The sequence below is a fragment of the Cedecea lapagei genome (assembly GCF_900635955.1).
GTDB classification, from domain to species: Bacteria; Pseudomonadota; Gammaproteobacteria; order Enterobacterales; family Enterobacteriaceae; genus Cedecea; species Cedecea lapagei.
The window spans coordinates 2535558-2552221 of record NZ_LR134201.1; the positions used below are offsets into that span (position 1 = coordinate 2535558).

Sequence of the window (16664 nt, forward strand, 5' to 3'; positions counted from 1 at the left end):
TAGAGGAGAGCAATCCCTTGAGAGTTATTCCGGGGTGACAATACAGAGTTGTCGGTTGTCTTCTGAAAGTTCGGTGACAATAAGCTGGGCTTCGCTGTCGTTCAAACACTGACGGGTCGCCAGCTGTAACGCCTGCCAGGGAGCGGCAACGCCCGCAAACCCGACAACCGTGTCAATATGGGTAATTTTATCGGCCTTAAGGCCAGGAGCATACGTCTCACGGGCCTTGCTGAAGATATCGCCGGAGGCCATCTGGCCGCCGCTAGTCCATGCCTGCTTCAGTGCTGTTTTTTCCAGTCCTGACCACATCATGACGCGCTCAAATGCCCGGTCGAGATTGCCATCGCGGCACATCTGCGGCCGGTGAACTTTGACCGACACGTGCGGGATATCCTTCAGACGGCAGTTGGTCAGCAGTAACACGGAAATGGACTCGCCACTGTCCTCTGGCGGGTGTTCGTATAGCTGAGCGCTGACTACAAGTAACGCAGCTGCATGGTCATAATGGCAGTCCAGCCAGTAGTCGAGGATTTCCAGCCCCGTCAGGTCGCGGATACGCACCAGCGGGTGAGTAATGCTTTTTTGCAGAAGCGACGGCAAAGTCGAAAACTGTTCACCGGTATCCACCGCCAGATAGCAGGTCAGCGTCGACGGAAGCAGCGCCACCAGATTCTGTACGTGGGCGGTTATCTCCTGAAAATAATGCGCTTCCCGATCGGCCATTTCTCCCATCGCCGCCAGAGCCCGGTGACGAACCGGATTGCCGCCATTAACGGGCTCACAGGGCATCATCAGGGGCTTTTTGGCTAACACGGCCTCATGCGTCATCGGGCTGGCAGACCCCAGCCCGTTAATCAGGGCTTCACCGATAAGCCAGGCAAAGCGCTGCCCACGCGCAACATCTGCGCGGTACCGGGCGGCGGTTGTGGCGTTTTTTCTTTCACAACGCCCATAGAGGAGTACGTAGCCAAAATAGCGCCCGACAACCAGCAGCCCCCACAACACGACAGGCAACCCAGTTGCCAGCCCCCAGAACGCGCCACCTGAGCGCTCGCCCTCCCATAACAGGAATGTGGCCGCAGTCCCTGCCAGCAGCATCACAAGTCCCAGGAGCAGCCAGCGTTTGAAACGCGGTCGAGGAGGCAGTTTCTCCCGCGCCGGGATGCGCTCAAGTTCAACCGGCACGTTTACCCCACCAGAGCATTGGGCAGTGAGCTGATAAGCGTGCAGCCACAGCCACACTTGTGACCGTGGAACGCCACAGGAACACCGCGATCGCGATAATTTGGGTTACCTTCGACGATAGTGGTATCACCATGCTCAGGACAGGAAACACGATCACCTTTTCGGGCCACGCCGATATCTCCAAAAAGCATGGTTGTTGAGCAAGATAATACTGCTCCACCGTGAGTGGTTTTGTCGCCGAGACGGATTATTCCTTGCATATTCACACCTATTCTCTACAAATCAGCATATTAAAGCGTTAGCATCTCAAGACAAATTAGTTAAAAAGATTCAAGTCCTGACAAGAAATGTACCCATCAATAACTTTATTCTTAGCATTAGTATATTCAATCAAACACCTACCCTCACCGATGTTTAGGAGGGTTATTTTATCACCCTTAACCAAATATGATTTCATCCTCTCCCCAGTCGATGATTGAAAATAAGCCTTTGAGGACTTAATTTCAAACGGTGAATTCCCACCGGCGACCAAACCTACTTTTCTAGCATTAGCCTTCTCAAAAGTAGACTTGCCATTTAAACTCTTCAAAACATCAAAGTCTATTGATGGATTTGGAACGTTCTGAATCACCACCCAAGTATCACTCCCATATTGATCACAAGTGTCACTATTATTTTCACAAGAAATTATTTTATACTTTCCATTTTCCAAGTCGATCTTGCTTTCATATAATTTATATACGTATTGCTTTTCATTCTCAAACAGGATTATTGGCAAGTATTTAACCTTGTCATTTATAAAGTATGATGTTTTAACTTTGTTATTGTTATCTATAATTTTATTGATAAAGTCATCTCCTTCCCCCCCTGTAATAGATGATTTATTATCAATTTTTTTATCTAACCCACAAAGACCTTCTTTGGACACAACTCCATTACTGCCACTTTTAAAATCCACATAAATGCAGTTAACTCTAAAATTAATGTCATCCCGTTCAATTACTGAAAACACAGAGTAAGAGTCTAAAGAATCACTATCATGCACAACAGAGGGTTTTCCTCCGAAGTAATCAAAATAATACGATGTATTCCCTTCATCCCGCTCTTCAAACTTAAGAAACGATCGGCCATCATCTGATTTTATTTGCTGCAAACCCTTATCGTAAGATAATTCAGAACCCAACTCATTGGCTGCAAATGATACACTTGCGCTGCAAATAAAGAAACCAACAATAAATGAACTAGTTTTTTTCATCTCAAAATCCTTTAGATGCTGATGAAGTTTGCTCCAGAATCACTTCAAATCGTTTCGCATATGATGCAATCAGGGGAGCCTGATCCTGACCATTAATAATGTACCGCGCTCCAACATAATTAATCTCACCAGCATTAATATAACTATTTAATTTTTTACCACTAAACATGCCTTCCTCCATCCCCCAAACCATAATAGGAACTGCATATTTGAAATCACCAGCTAAGTCAGGGGTATCAACAAAATTCACACCAAATTTATCCTGAGCTTTCTTATAATTATTTTTCCATGTTAGATGTACACAACCACGGCCTCGGTATTTAAAACCGTCACCTTGTGCTGTATTGCCGTTCTTGATCGCTCTTTCTCTTCTTTTTGGTGTATCAGCTAGCACGGGGTCATATTTATTAAAATAGCTCACACCACCGATTTCAGGCTTCTCACTAAAAAACTCAGCAGTTGTATAGTGATAAGTCTCATGCCTGATTGTTGCCAGCATATACGCTAACTTATATAAGTTAGGCTTGTACTCCATAGAAGTAGCATAATAACTATTTAAACTGTTCAAGACCTTACGTAAGTTACTCTTTGATACAGATGACAACGCAGCAGTTCCTGAAGCAAACGAGGTATGCCCCTTCTCGTACAGAGACATAAAAGCGTCAACATTAATTAATTCTGCTGAATCAGATAATGCTTCAATAAATATCACAGGGTGCATATGCCAGACAGGAGCACCACTGCTGAACCCCTCCACCTTGCTCATCCATTCCATGTCGTCAAACCACTTTTTAACATAGCTTATACACAGCGGATCCAGCTGCTTTAAAAATGTTCTCCAGCGGTGGTGGCTGCTCCCACCGAACCATTCACTGTCGTGTTTGACCACCATTCTTGCTGCAATATCTCTGATATCCAGCTCTGCATAATTAACAGCATGACGCAGTTCTTCGCCGGAAAGGTCACCACTGTTGTCACTGTCCATTTTCCGCAGCAGGGCTTTATAGTAGCCAGAGACCTGTTTTTCCCGGATACCGCGCTCAGGACGTACCCACTCCGCCATTCTGGTGAACCCGTCCTTGATCCACCCTTCACGCAGGGATTTCGTCATATCGGATGTGGACGGCTCTTCAAATGCTTTAAAGCCCAGTTTATCCAGGTCGTACTGGCCGATATCAGCATCGACATCGTCTTCGCTTACCCAGGCCCCGTCCCCGATATCAAACCAGCGCTTGCCGCCGCTGTCTTTGAACGGATGGCATTTGTCCTGCGGCACAATTTTGTGAATATCTTTCTTCACCTGTCCTCTGGTCCGGGTGAAGGTATCGCCGGAACGGCTATAAATGAAGCTTTCCGGGTGGATATATACGTACTTCGGGCCGCTCTTAACCTGTGCCTTATTGCTCAGAAAATCAATCATCCGGCTGTCGGTGCTGAGCACTTCAATATGCACAAAAGCACTTTTCTCCACGCCGTGTAAGTCGCAGGGAGCAATGTCTTCCGCAAGGTAGCCCACCGCATCACCTGCTGCAACCTCAAGTCGGGTTGCTGGTTTGACGACGGTATCAAATGTACCCTGCGTAACCGCCTGCTGCATCCAGGCCGGCAGGTGTGCCCTCTGCTCACCCACGGATGTCAGATAATGCGGGTCGAGCGACACCCAGAACGCCCCGCCGGTCATTTCGGATTTGCTGTTGAGCATCCGCGCAAGCCCGAACGTCTGCGTCTGCCCCTTCAGGTCGAAGGTAATCTCACGCAGCACAATGACGCTGTCGCCTGTTTTAAGTTTATTCTTCTTCGCGACCGGAGCCTTATCTCCGTCTTTTTCTTTACCGGTATATTCACGCTTGCTCAGCCCGTCGCCCTTCTCTGTAACCTGATACAGCTTGTGCTCTGGAAAAGCAGACAGCGGGGCAAGCCCGATATACAGCGAGTAAAAATCGAGGCTGTTGTCCTTCTTTTCGGGATCCGGGGTACAGGTGGATTTGACCAGCACAAAGGTACTGGAATACTGCAGCGAGTTATTAATGTATTTACCGGTCAGATAGTCCTGATTAATACGCCAGGCCACCACTTCGCCCCCCGCCATAAACTGAAGCGGTACCGCCGTGTCTGCCGTCTCGCCTGTCAGCACGGAACCCGGTGCGCTCTTACCGGTGATGTGGATCCCGCCGTGCCACATGTTATTTGTACCAGCCAGCCAGGAGCCGTGCGGCTCCTGACAAAGCGGCTGCATCATGTCATCCACGGTGGCGTACTGCTCGCCATTCGCTTTTCGGGCAGGAAAACAGATTTTCATTCCAGTCATCCTTAACGTGAAGGGATATTACGTGTTTTGGGAGGCATCACGCTGGCGTTTGTCTGGCTGAACTGCGGCGGTGTGGTATCCATACTGCCGCCCGCCATCGGTGAGCGGTAATGCGCGGATTTGACCAGGTAATCCCCCGGGGTTTCTTCCACAATGCCGCCGTTGTCCAGCGTGATACTGGAGCCGCCGCCGTTGAGTCGCAGTTTAGGGGCGCTGATGAGCAGCTCATCCTTGTTGCTGCTGATGGTAAACAGCAGTTCTGAGGTCATCTCCATTGAGCTTGCCTCTGCGCGGACCTCAACATCCCCCTGGTTGGCAATCAGCTTTGCCCCGGACTGATGGGCAAACAGCCCGACAGATTCGCTGGCGGACAACGTAATGTTCTTCATCGCACCCATATCCAGATGCTGACCCGCACTCAGGATGGTGTTCTGCTTGCTGGTCATCTGAAGGTGCTCACCCGATGTGAAAGCAACACCCTGCGGTGCGCTGCCAAGCAGCGCCGCGGACTGAAGGTCTCTCAGACGGTTTTCCAGCAGGCTGTTCTGGCTTTCCAGGTCGCAGGTGAGCGCCTGAGCCTGCTGCGCGAGAAGATTGAGCCGCTTCATTTCTGCCGCCGACTGATTCAGGCGCTCAATGGCCGACGCCATGTCCAGCACTTTGCCCTGTGCCGCCGGCTGTGCATCCGCGGTCAGGAACATCCCTCGCCCGGCGCGCAGCGCCCCGTACTCATCGGTTCGCAGCTCAAATCCGGTCCCGCGTGGTTCGCGCTCACTGTCCACGACATGGCCACCGTTGAGCTGCGTTTTGCCAAAAGGCGTCGCGAGCTTAAAATGCTCTTCCTGACGCTTGTCTTCCAGGCGGAATTTATTGTCCCCGGCCGTGCGCCAGATGTTGCGCGTGTGATTATCACGAGTGACGTGGTCTGGGTGTTCGGAATCGTGCTGAGCGTAGGCAATGTACGGACGGTCAGGGTCACCGCCGTCGAACATCACCGAGACTTCAGTGCCATCAAGCAGCGGGGAGTGGAAGCCGTAGGTATCCCCGGCATAAGGTTTCGCCATGCGCAGCCAGAGGTAGGCATAGCCCTGTTCGGTGCTGTTGCGGTCAAAATCGAGCCGGACGCGATACCGCCCCTGATTATCGAGATAGGCATAGGTGTCATGCTTCTCATCGCTTTCCACCCGGGCAGGCAAGGAGCCAGCCATGACCGGGCGGTTTAGCAATGCCGGACGGTAGCAGACTGTTTCACTGTACGGAATACCCGTGAAGCGGAGCTGAAAGCCTTTATCACGTGCCCCTGAGGCGTGGACCCCGGTGATGAGAATGCCGTCCTTCAACGAATCGGGAAGATCGCGGCCCTGTGGCTCCAGCACTTCGCCCGGGGCCAGAACGGGGCTGCTGGCACGCCCCGTGACCGTCTGCTGACCATTGAGATAACGCTCATGACGCAGACGGGCATACCAGGCTCCGCCTTCCGGGGTTTCGGTATCCCCTTCGCTCAGGAACGGCTCGGCGTAGTGATACACCTCACCGGTGGCAGCACCTCCTTCCTGGTGAACGGTCACGGAGCTGTCCTGTGGGATCAGCGCATCACGGTAGTTATAATCGCGGGTGGCCACGCCGCCGGTCACCACACGGTCTTTTGGCTGGATGTTCCAGACGCTTTCCTGGCCGTTATCACTGGTGCGTGACGGCGGGATAATGGGTAGCTTCACGCCAAACTGATACTGCATCTGGCTGTCCTGGAAAATCACCACATCCTGTTCAATACGGCCGTCCATCTCAAAACGCCAGAAGATGCCGACTTCGGCCAGCAGACGCTGAACGAAGGCCAGGTCCGTTTCACGCCACTGGGTGATGAGTTCACGAACCGGGTAGGTCTGCGACAGACGAAATTCAAAATCCGCCCCTTCCAGCCCGTGGGAACGGAGGATTTGCTCCACGACTTCCGGCACTGACTGGTTCAGATATACCGCACAGCGCTCGGTGTGATGCATCAGGGCAATACGCGGTACCAGTCGCAGGGCGTAGGTGATTTCATCCCCCGACACGGAGATGCGGCGGAAATCATCCACCACGCCATACACCGTACGCATCGGCACGGCTGGCGTACCATCATAAAGCGGGGTCTGAAGGGTAAAAGAGGCAGGTTTGAGCATCAGTTCACTGCCGGCAATGTTCGCCGTACAGGTGACGGTGACATCGTAACGCCAGGGCTGACTCAGGGTTTCACTGGCACGAAAGCGTAGTACATCGAGAAAATGTGGGCATTCATGGACGTTCACGCGATAGCGAGACAGCCCCAGGACTTCATCGATTTTCTTCTGTGCCAGACTGATAGCATTACTGCTCATCCTTTATCTCCTCTTCAGAAAGTCCCAGACAGCCAATTAATTATCGCCAATAAGGAAAGCAATACGGTCATTGGTCATTTTCGTCTGGCACTGATAAATTTCGATACGATGTTTCATATCGACATTATTCGATTCTGTATCCGACAACTTGCCGCATTTAGCAACTTTTTCATTAATCCATGCCATCTGTTCTTTTTTCAGCGCATTTCGCGAAGAGTCCGGAAGTTCTCGCCACACAGAATTCAGGTTGCGGTCGGAATTTTTATATTCAGCCTTCGCAGAATCCAGGTTGTCTTTGGACTGAGCATTAATAATCTGGTTTTTATTAACGGACAACGCACTAATATTGAACAGAGCATCGGACAAATCAGTCCGGTTAAACTGGCTAAAGATGACATCTTTACCGTTGTCTGCAAGCTTAGCGCTGTAACTGACATCGTTCCAGACCACGCTTCCATTATTGAGTTTGCCATAGCCTCTTGTAATGGAAGGCAAATAGTTTGGGTTGCTACTTACCACATCCAGCGTTTCCTGCGGCACTTTAACAGAGATTGTTGCACTACAATTTAGACCATAGCTGCCATTACCAGACGTAGAGACATTACTCACGCTGACCACCAGGCCATTAATTTCATTCTGGTAATCTGCGACGGGCTTATCATAGTTATATCTGCCTTTTGTAAGGTAATCACTTTGAAGCAGCCCTGAAGCATCACTGCGAAAATAATCAGAGAGGGACTTAACTGCATCTTCCCGACCACATTTGAAATCGTCAGAGGAACTGAAAAAACCGGCATGCGCATTTGCCGTACAAGTAAGAGCAATAAATGCCGGGATAAACTTCATCAACTTCATTATTTTTTCCTTTTTGTAAATATCAACGACAACATTCCGTTATCACTGTAAATTCGTAATACATCAGTTTTTTTCTGAATCAAATTCCAGCCCGATCCCCTCTTCTTCACTCCAGCTAAGGCGTAAAGACTGCGGTTTCTGCTTCGCCGCCATATGGGCCAGCAGCTGCTGGCTCAGCACAGGCAGGATTTGCTGATTAAGCAGGCTGTCGACGTTGCGGGCGCCGGTGTCCGGTAGCAGACAGGCAGACGTCAGGGCGTCATACAGGCTCTCTTCGACATCCGTGGTGAGGCCGTAGTGACGGTTCAGGCGCTTACTGACCTGGCCGAGCTTCATCTCCACGATGGTACGCATGGCCGCTTCTGCCAGCGGGCGGTAAATCACGGTCTGGAAACGGGCAAGCAGCGCAGGCTGGAAGTGATCGCGCAGCGTCGGGCGCAGCAGCTCCTGAAGATCGGATTCACCTGCTTCCGGCTGCTCGTCCAGCAACTGCATAATCAGGTCGCTGCCGAGGTTGGAGGTCATCAGGATGACGGTGTTACGGAAGTCAATTTCACGCCCTTCGCCGTCGCGCATGAAGCCGCGGTCGAAGACCTGGTAGAACAGGTTCATCACATCGCGGTGTGCTTTTTCCACTTCATCCAGCAGCACCACGCTGTACGGGCGCTTGCGCACGGCCTCGGTAAGAATACCGCCCTGGCCATAACCCACGTAGCCCGGCGGAGATCCCTTAAGCTGGGAGACGGTGTGCGGCTCCTGGTATTCGGAGAGGTTGATGGTGATAAGCGACTTTTCGCCGCCGTACAGCACATCGGCCAGCGCCAGTGCAGTTTCAGTTTTCCCCACCCCGCTCGGCCCGACCAGCAGGAACACGCCCTGCGGGCCGTTCTCGGAGGTCAGACCGGTTTTGGCGGCGCGAAGCCGCTGCGCGATGGCGTTGAGCGCCACATCCTGGCCCACCACCCGTTTGCCAATTTCATTTTCGAGGCTCAGCAGTTCAGTCTGTTCATCTTTCATCAGGGAGGAAAGCGGGACGCCGGTCCAGTCGGCAATCACGTTGGCCACCGTGCGGGTATCCACATCGAGCTGAATCAGGGCATCCTGCTGCTGGGCGTTATCCAGCTGCTGTTGCAGATTGTGGATATCTGCCTGGCGGCTAATGTCCTGGCGGCAATCCATCAGCTGCTGTGCGAGGACTTTCTCCTGTTCAAAACGACCTTCTTTATCCTCAAGCAGGGTTTCCAGCCCGGTTCGCTGCTGTTCAATCTGCTCTATACGTTCGCCGTGCCGGTGGTTGCCTACGGCGATGTCTTCCAGCAGCGCCTGCTCTTCGAGTTCGAGCGCCGTCAGTCGGGCTTTCAGGTGCGTGATAACTTCAGGAACGGTGTCCAGGCTCATGCGGACCCTTGCCGCAGCAGTGTCCAGCAGGTCAACCGCCTTATCGGGGAGCTGACGCCCGGTCAGATAGCGGCGGGAAAGGGTCACGGCTGCACGCACCGCGTCATCGGTAATATGTACGCCGTGGTGCTCCGCGTAACGGGACTTCAGGCCCCTGAGCATCAGACAGGCGGTATCGTCATCAGGCTCATCCACTTTTACCATCTGGAAACGGCGTTCCAGAGCGGCATCACGTTCAAAATACTGCTTGTACTCACTCCAGGTGGTGGCGGCGATAGTGCGCAGTTCGCCCCGGGCCAGGGCAGGCTTCAGTAAGTTCGCGGCGTCTGCGCCCCCCGCCTGATTACCTGCGCCAATGATTGTGTGGGCTTCGTCGATAAACAGCAGGATCGGTACCGGCGACTGCTGCACGGCGTCAATCACGTTTTTTAGCCGCTGTTCAAATTCACCCTTTACCCCCGCGCCCGCCTGTAACAGGCCAAGGTCAAGGGTGCGCAGGATAACGGGCTTGAGGGACTCCGGCACGTTCCCTTCGGCAATGCGTAACGCCAGGCCTTCCACCAGAGCGGTTTTCCCTACGCCAGGCTCCCCAACCAGAATCGGGTTGTTTTTACGGCGACGGGAGAGAATATCCACCATCTGGCGAATTTCGGTATCACGGCCAAAGACAGGGTCGATTCTGCCTTCTTTCGCTTTAGCGGTAACGTCGAGGGTGAATTTATCCAGCGCGTTTTGCAGCGCGGGAGACAGCTCGCCTTCTCTTTCTGCCGTCTGCCCCACCATTTCCACGTTGCCGCTGGTCTGCGCCAGCCCGGCCTCCTGCTGTACCTCAGGCCTTTCGTCCGACTGGGCATCCAGTAAAGGCCGCAAACGTTCCAGCTGGCTCTGTCCCAGAGTCAACAGCGGCCACAGGCCATCACAGCGAACCAGATTCTGTTTATCGACCAACGCCGCCAGCAGATGCACGCTGCGGATCTGCGTTTCACCGGCAAGTGAGGCCAGCAGCCAGGCTTCCTGCAGCAGGCTATGAATGCTGTCTGAGAGTTGCGGACGCGTGCGCACTGAGCGCGGAAGGTTGTCCATCCACGCCAGCAGTTCCTGCCAGAGCGTATCCACATCCCACTCGTAGCGGCGGGCCAGTACGGTCAGGTCGCCTTCGCCCTGTTCCAGCAGTTTCAGCAGCCAGTGCTCGGGCAATATTTCCGCATGGGCGCGGGTCTGACAGAGAGAAGCCGCCCCTTCCATTGCACGGGCACAGTAGGGGTTCAAACGTCGCAGCAGGATGGCCGGGTTTTCCATGTTTTTAAACTCGCTGTCAATGACCTTCAGGCACGCTACCGCCCATCGCCATTCCCTTAATAAGGGGCCCAGGCGCATCAGGTCTGATTTCTCGGTTGTTAGGGTTTTAGTCAGTACCCGCAGGACAGATACTCAGTAAAACTGCGGACGGGTTACCCCGTCCGCACAGGGCTTACGCCGTGGCGCGTTCGTTCCAGCTATCGGAATGAATGATGTTGCCGTCTTTGTAGGTCCAGGTGATTTTTTCGTAGCGCAGCTCGATCTGCTCGAGGTGGTTATGCTTCTCGAAAGAAGGATCCTTGATGTCGTGCATCACAGGGTTCACTTTCACCACTTTCACGTTTTCCAGCTTGGTGTTGAAGTACTCCACCTCCTGGCCCGCATCGTTGATTTTGTACCACTTGAATTCTGCAGATTTGAGGGTCTGACCGGTGGTCACCGCCTTGTACAGATACGGGCTGGACGAGTCGATTTCCTTGGTAAACAGGAATGGCGTGTGGATACGGGTACCGGTCAGCTTGCCGGTATTGTTATCGGTCGGGATGTACAGGTTATGCTCCTGCGCCACCACTTCGATGCTGCCGTCACGATCCTGAACGTCCACGGAACCTTTAATGTCAGCGCCGCCATCGTCTTTCAGCCAAAGATAAACTGGGATTGCCATGTTGCTATTCTCCATTTCGTTGTAAAGCATCATCATCCTGCGATGATGCTGGGTTTTCGCCCGGTAGCCGGCAGGCATCCGCCTGCGGTACCAGACTGATTTCGACACGACGGTTAACCGCTCGGCCTTCCGGTGTGTCATTGGTTGCGATCGGGCGGCTCTGGCCATAACCCTGCACCGCAAAACAGCTTTCAGGCACATCGCCGGTGTCACGCATCCAGTCACGCACCGCTTCAGCGCGTTTCTGTGACAGTGACTGGTTTAGCTGTGGGTTACCGGTGTTGTCCGTATGTCCCGCCACCACAATTAGCCAGCCCGGCTTCGCTTTGATACCAACCAGCGAGTTGACCAGCATTTTTGTCGAGCCGGATCTCAGATCGGACTTGCCGGAGTCGAACAGCGACATACTGTCGAGGCGGACAATTTTCGGTACTGGCTTTGGCTTCGGCTTCGGCTCAGGTTTGGGCGGCGGTGGCGGCACCCAGGTATCAATGGCCTGTTGAACGCTCAGCCATAAACGCTCGCCGGGATAGAGCCCCAGGCCATAACGTTGTGGCTCGCCCTGACGCTGCCAGCGCTCCAGCAGCAATGCATCCTGCTGCAGGGCATGCAGGGCCTGCGCTTTCGGGGCATAGTGGTTCATCGGAATAGCCTGCCAGCGCTGAAGGTCGGCGCTGACCTTGCGGATCAGCGACTGGTTATGTCGCACGGACAGGGCAATGGCACCCAGGGCGCATAACAGCAGAACCATCACCACCCGACGCCCGGTTTTGCCACCCTGCAACGGGGTGGTATAAGGGGCCAGCAGCGGAAGTACAGCATCGGCAAAGTGCCAGCGCGGTTCATAGGTAATGACACTATCGGCCGGGGCAATGCGGGTCTGGCGGAACAATAACTGTGGCCACAGCGCAGCTGTTGAGGTGGATACCGACCCGAGACGCAGGGTGACAGCAAACGGTCGCACAGCCGGACACAGCCTGTCCGCTTTGCTCAGCTCATCAAGCATCACAGCGTGAAGCAGCGATGTCGCCTGTGTCAGGTAAGGCTGAATAAAGGCCATCTGCGGGGACCGCTGCCATTCGCTGAGTGTGACGGCAGATTCGTCTTCCGGACACACCAGGGACGTATTGCCCCGCACCACTATCCAAGGGGTTTCCGGACCGCTGAATTCGGTATTCAGAACCACCGGCACGCTATAGCCGGTAAGCTCCCGTAACTGCTTCATCTGCAGACGCAGCGCTTTCAGGGAAGCGCGCAACAACGCCTCATCCTCATGCAGGTCCGGCAGACAGCGGTACATCACGGTGAGCTGGCCTGCCATCGTCGGTGTACGGGCCAGCAGACGCTCTGCAAAAGGCGTGAGCCCGGTCAGTTCCGCTACCCGGAGATACCAGCCCTGCACCGTGCCCCGACTCGGGCCTGCCGCAAACATGGCATCATCCACATCACCGCAGACCAGCACCACCGGTCCGGTATGGCTATCTGGTGGGAAGTGATCGGCGTCATCGGCCTGCGGTGCAGGTCGTTTTTGACGGTAACGCCGACGGATAAGGACAGCGGAAAGCAGCAGTGCGAGCAGCGTCAGGACAGATTTACCTGCGACCGACCATGCGAGAAATCCCTGGACCAGCCACGACACCGCAATAAGGCACAGCAATACCGGCAGAACCGCCCGGGCGAGCGTTTTTCCGCGCATCAAGGGTGCTCCGGCAGTTGTTGGTGCAGCAGCTCCTGCAACCAAAGATGACCACCCAGCCATACCGCACCAGTCAGGATCACCGCCAGTACAATCCAGAACCAGACGGACCGCAGCAGGTTATAGCGACGACGCCCGGTTTTCTGCACGACCAGTGATGCGCCCGTTTCCAGCGGCGGCACTCGCTCATTCAGGGCCGCGATTACCTCATCACGCTGTGACTGCCCGACACCAGAGAGGCTGTATTGCCCCTGGAACCCCAGCGCCAGTACACGCTGGTAGCAGGTCAGCACCACAGGCTCCGGCGCGGGCTGACGGAGCACCTCCGCGATACGATCATACAAGGCCCCACCCGCTCTCAGGGATCCGAAGTAGACCGCCTGCAGTGGCGCAGAACGCCAGGCGCGTTGTCCGGCATCAAGAGTCATATTCAGTGCATCGGGCGTGCTGTCAACGGATATCGTAGCTTTCGTATTTACCGGAGACGAAGACGCAGGCTTACGGTTCATGACGGTTTCGTCCAGCAGGGCGCACTGGGCATAGGTGATGTGATCAATACTTTCAGCACCCAGCCCTGCGCACTCCAGCGCCTCGCGTACGCTTTCCACCTGCGCTTTACAGGCCGCATACAGCGCAGGGCCATCCGTCACCTGCCCACCGTGGCGTAACTGCGCAACGGTAAGCCAGGTCTGTGCCATCAGGGCATCAATGTCGATAACCTTATTCATGAGCGAAGCACCGCAAACAATTCAAGCTCTAGTTCGCCGAGCAGGGAGGGAACGTAGAATACGCACACACCCTGATCCAGCATTTCGTGGGCCGCCGGGCTTTCCATATCCAGCACAAAGTACTGGTTTTCCAGACGCACCGGCAGTGCAGCCGGGACACGGCTCAGGGCAATGAGACCAACTCCCTCGACGGCCACACCGGACACTTCGCCGACATTTGCCGGGGCACCGGCAATACACATCTCTGCGAATTTTTCGGCAATCTGCCATGCCGGCTGACTGGCTCGTACGGAAAGGTAGAAATCCGCTTCATCGCGCAGACGAATATCATGCAGTACCGCTTTCCAGGTCTCCGGATCAAGACGATCCATCCTGACTGCCACCACGCGTGACGGCAGACTGGCTTCCAGCAATTCACTGATGAGATCAAACAGCGGCGGGAAGGTTTTTTCCGGTGCAAGGTGGTCATACCCCGGAATGGCATCCAGATCGTGCTCCAGCGAGAAGGTCAGCATACTGCCAGCCAAACGGACGAGCTCTGACCAGACCTGTTCAGGGTGACGATTGGGAAAACGCTCAAACTCAGAGAGGACCCGCGCATGGGAGTTCAGAGCATTCAACAACCAGAACAGCGATACATCAGCGACCGCAAAGTCAGCCATACGATCATTACTTTCACGACGCATGGACATCAGGCGCTGGCGACGGGAACGCAGCTGACGGTTCAGCAGCGCAAGGCGCTCACACAGTCCGCGACTGGCCGAGAACAGTGCCATCGGCGGGATAAAATCCGGATCCTGACGCCAGCCCCCCCGCCCGTCACGCTGGATACGGGCAACAGCACAGGTTTCCCAGGCGCTGTTGTCTTCATGGTCAAAGCGGAAGGCCAGGTTAAAGCGGGCCACCGCCATTGACTCTTCATCCTGACCAAAGCGGTCAGTGATGGTCTCCCAGGCCTCCACATAGCGCAGCGGGCGTTCCGCTGGCTGAGTGTCGGTCTGCACATTGACGATCCCCGCCTGCATGACCGGCAGGGCAACATACACCGTGACCGCTCCACTAGCTGCAGAGGCAGGTACGTCAACTTCACGCGGCTCCGGTGGCAGGTCGCAGAACCGGGTATCAACCAGCGTGTCATCAGGTAGCCAGAGACGAAGTGACTGCGCCTGCACGCGGCCGGAGGCCAGCATCGCATCATCCAGCTCAACCCGACCAACGCCCCAGGGAAAAGCATTTCCGCGGGCGGCAATACCGGAACGGGAAAAGGCTTCCCATTCAGACTGTTGCTGGAACTGTTGCGGGGCCAGCAAGGCCCCTTCGTTCCATAACGGACGATAGATCTTCATCCCTGACTTCTCCTTGCCTTACGATTTCGCCTTCGGCATCTGGGAAACCAGCGACAGGTTGACGTCCATGCCTTCGACCTGGAAATGCGGTACAGCAAACAGTTTTACGCGGAAGAAGCCCGGGTTATCTTCGATATCTTCTACCACCACTTTTGCGTCACGCAGCGGGTGTGACGCCTGCAGCTCGTCGCCAGGATCGGTCATCTCGGTCACCAGGCTGCGAACCCAGGTGTTGAGCTCCAGCTCCAGCAGACGGCGATCCTTGGTGGTGCCGATGTTTTCACGCTGAATCAGCTTCAGATAATGGGCGATACGGGACAGCAGGAAGATATACGGCAGGCGGGAGTTGATACGGCTGTTGGCCGTGGCGTCCGCGGTGTCGTACAGCGCCGGTTTTTGGGTAGAGTTAGCGGAGAAGAAGCAGGCGTAATCGCGGTTTTTGTAATACGACAGCGGAATAAAACCGAGGTTGGCGAACTCAAACTCGCGGGTTTCCGGGATCATCACTTCACTCGGGATCTTCACCTGGTTGCCGGTTCCCAGGTCATACAGGTGGATCGGTAAATCCTGTACTGCACCGCCAGCCTGCGGGCCACGGATCTGTACGCACCAGCCGTTGTTGATAAAGCTGCGCACCATGTTGGAGGCAAACGCAAACGACGCGTTGGTCCACAGGTATTTATCGTGGTCCGGGCCTTTCACCTCTTCGACGTAGTTGAAGCTGCGCACCGGTACCGTGTCCGGGCCGTAAGGCAGACGCCCCAGTACACGCGGCATCACCAGACCGATATAGCGGCTGTCATCGGTGTCGCGGAAGGATTTCCACTTGATGTATTCTGCGCGGTCAAAGTAGTTGCCGATATCCTTGATGGCCGCAACCTCTTCCATAGAATCTTTCAGGAAGAACTGCGGACCAGCGGAGCCGATAAACGGCATATGCGCGGCGGCAGACACTTTGGAGATATTACGCAGCAGCGCTACGTCCTGCGCAGAGGCATCGAACTCGTAAGCCGAGACCAGAGCGGCAATCGGCTCGCCACCCGGGGTGTCGTATTCAGCCACATACGTCTGCAGGTACAGCCCGCTCTGGATGATTTCCGGCGCGTCCTCGAAGTCCTGACGCAGATCCTCTTTGGAGAGGTCCAGCAGCTCGATTTTGACGTTCTGGCGGAAGTCGGTTTTATCCACCAGGGATTTCACGCCGCGCCACAGGCTTTCTACCGCCTGAAAGTCCTCATGATGCATCACCGCATCCAGCTGGCGGCTGATCTGGTGGTCAAGCGCCGCGATATGGTGGTCAATCAGGGATTTGTCGAGTTTATCGACTTTTGAACCCGCCTTGCTCAGACACTCCAGAAACACCTGCATTCCGGCGGTCAGGCGCTCGTCGGCGGTCGCATCCGACATCGCCTGCGCATCCTGCCAGATATCCAGCGCGCTCAGCTCAGAGACCGGGTTCAGGTTAATTTTTTCAAACAGGGACGCGTACACGCCGCCCGCTTCCGGGCGCTCCAGCACCACATTTTCGCCGCTGGCGGCATTTTCATTTTTTACAGACATCAGCATTCCTCAA

The 16664-nt window shown here is 54.6% G+C and carries 12 protein-coding genes; all 12 read right to left on the reverse strand.

The annotated features are described in order from the left end of the window. Window positions 1-24: 24 nt before the first annotated feature. Window positions 25-1185: a hypothetical protein gene (locus tag EL098_RS12250; RefSeq protein WP_126356466.1), complete on the reverse strand. Its 1161-nt coding sequence runs from the start codon at window positions 1183-1185 to the stop codon at window positions 25-27. Window positions 1186-1187: 2 nt separating this feature from the next. Next, the gene (locus tag EL098_RS12255) at window positions 1188-1445 is read right to left on the reverse strand and encodes a PAAR domain-containing protein (protein ID WP_072000524.1); all 258 of its coding nucleotides are present in this window, start codon (window positions 1443-1445) and stop codon (window positions 1188-1190) included. 56 nt (window positions 1446-1501) lie between these two features. Next, complete coding sequence (locus EL098_RS12260) at window positions 1502-2440, reverse strand: hypothetical protein (RefSeq protein ID WP_232012211.1); 939 nt, start codon at window positions 2438-2440, stop codon at window positions 1502-1504. 1 nt (window position 2441) lies between these two features. Further along, window positions 2442-4739: a hypothetical protein gene (locus EL098_RS12265; protein ID WP_232012212.1), complete on the reverse strand. Its 2298-nt coding sequence runs from the start codon at window positions 4737-4739 to the stop codon at window positions 2442-2444. An 11-nt stretch (window positions 4740-4750) separates the two neighbouring features. Beyond that, complete coding sequence (locus tag EL098_RS12270) at window positions 4751-7105, reverse strand: type VI secretion system Vgr family protein (RefSeq protein ID WP_126356467.1); 2355 nt, start codon at window positions 7103-7105, stop codon at window positions 4751-4753. A gap of 36 nt (window positions 7106-7141) precedes the next feature. Then, window positions 7142-7960 carry a lysozyme inhibitor LprI family protein gene (locus EL098_RS12275; RefSeq protein ID WP_126356468.1) on the reverse strand — a complete coding sequence of 273 codons (819 nt, stop codon included), beginning with the start codon at window positions 7958-7960 and terminating at the stop codon, window positions 7142-7144. A 63-nt stretch (window positions 7961-8023) separates the two neighbouring features. Beyond that, window positions 8024-10657: a type VI secretion system ATPase TssH gene (gene tssH / locus EL098_RS12280; protein ID WP_126358435.1), complete on the reverse strand. Its 2634-nt coding sequence runs from the start codon at window positions 10655-10657 to the stop codon at window positions 8024-8026. Window positions 10658-10829: 172 nt separating this feature from the next. Then, window positions 10830-11321: a type VI secretion system effector Hcp gene (hcp, locus tag EL098_RS12285; protein WP_126356469.1), complete on the reverse strand. Its 492-nt coding sequence runs from the start codon at window positions 11319-11321 to the stop codon at window positions 10830-10832. 4 nt (window positions 11322-11325) lie between these two features. Continuing rightward, window positions 11326-13017 (reverse strand): OmpA family protein, encoded by a 1692-nt coding sequence (locus EL098_RS12290; RefSeq protein ID WP_126356470.1) that lies wholly within the window; start codon window positions 13015-13017, stop codon window positions 11326-11328. Next, the gene (gene tssL, locus EL098_RS12295; RefSeq protein WP_126356471.1) at window positions 13017-13745 is read right to left on the reverse strand and encodes a type VI secretion system protein TssL, short form; all 729 of its coding nucleotides are present in this window, start codon (window positions 13743-13745) and stop codon (window positions 13017-13019) included. Before tssL ends, EL098_RS12290 begins: the two co-directional genes overlap by 1 nt. Further along, window positions 13742-15091: a type VI secretion system baseplate subunit TssK gene (gene tssK, locus EL098_RS12300; RefSeq protein WP_126356472.1), complete on the reverse strand. Its 1350-nt coding sequence runs from the start codon at window positions 15089-15091 to the stop codon at window positions 13742-13744. The genes tssL and tssK overlap by 4 nt, the downstream gene beginning before the upstream one ends. An 18-nt stretch (window positions 15092-15109) precedes the next feature. Then, entirely contained in the window at window positions 15110-16657 is a 1548-nt protein-coding gene (gene tssC / locus EL098_RS12305; RefSeq protein ID WP_126356473.1) for a type VI secretion system contractile sheath large subunit, read from the reverse strand. Window positions 16658-16664 lie beyond the last annotated feature (7 nt).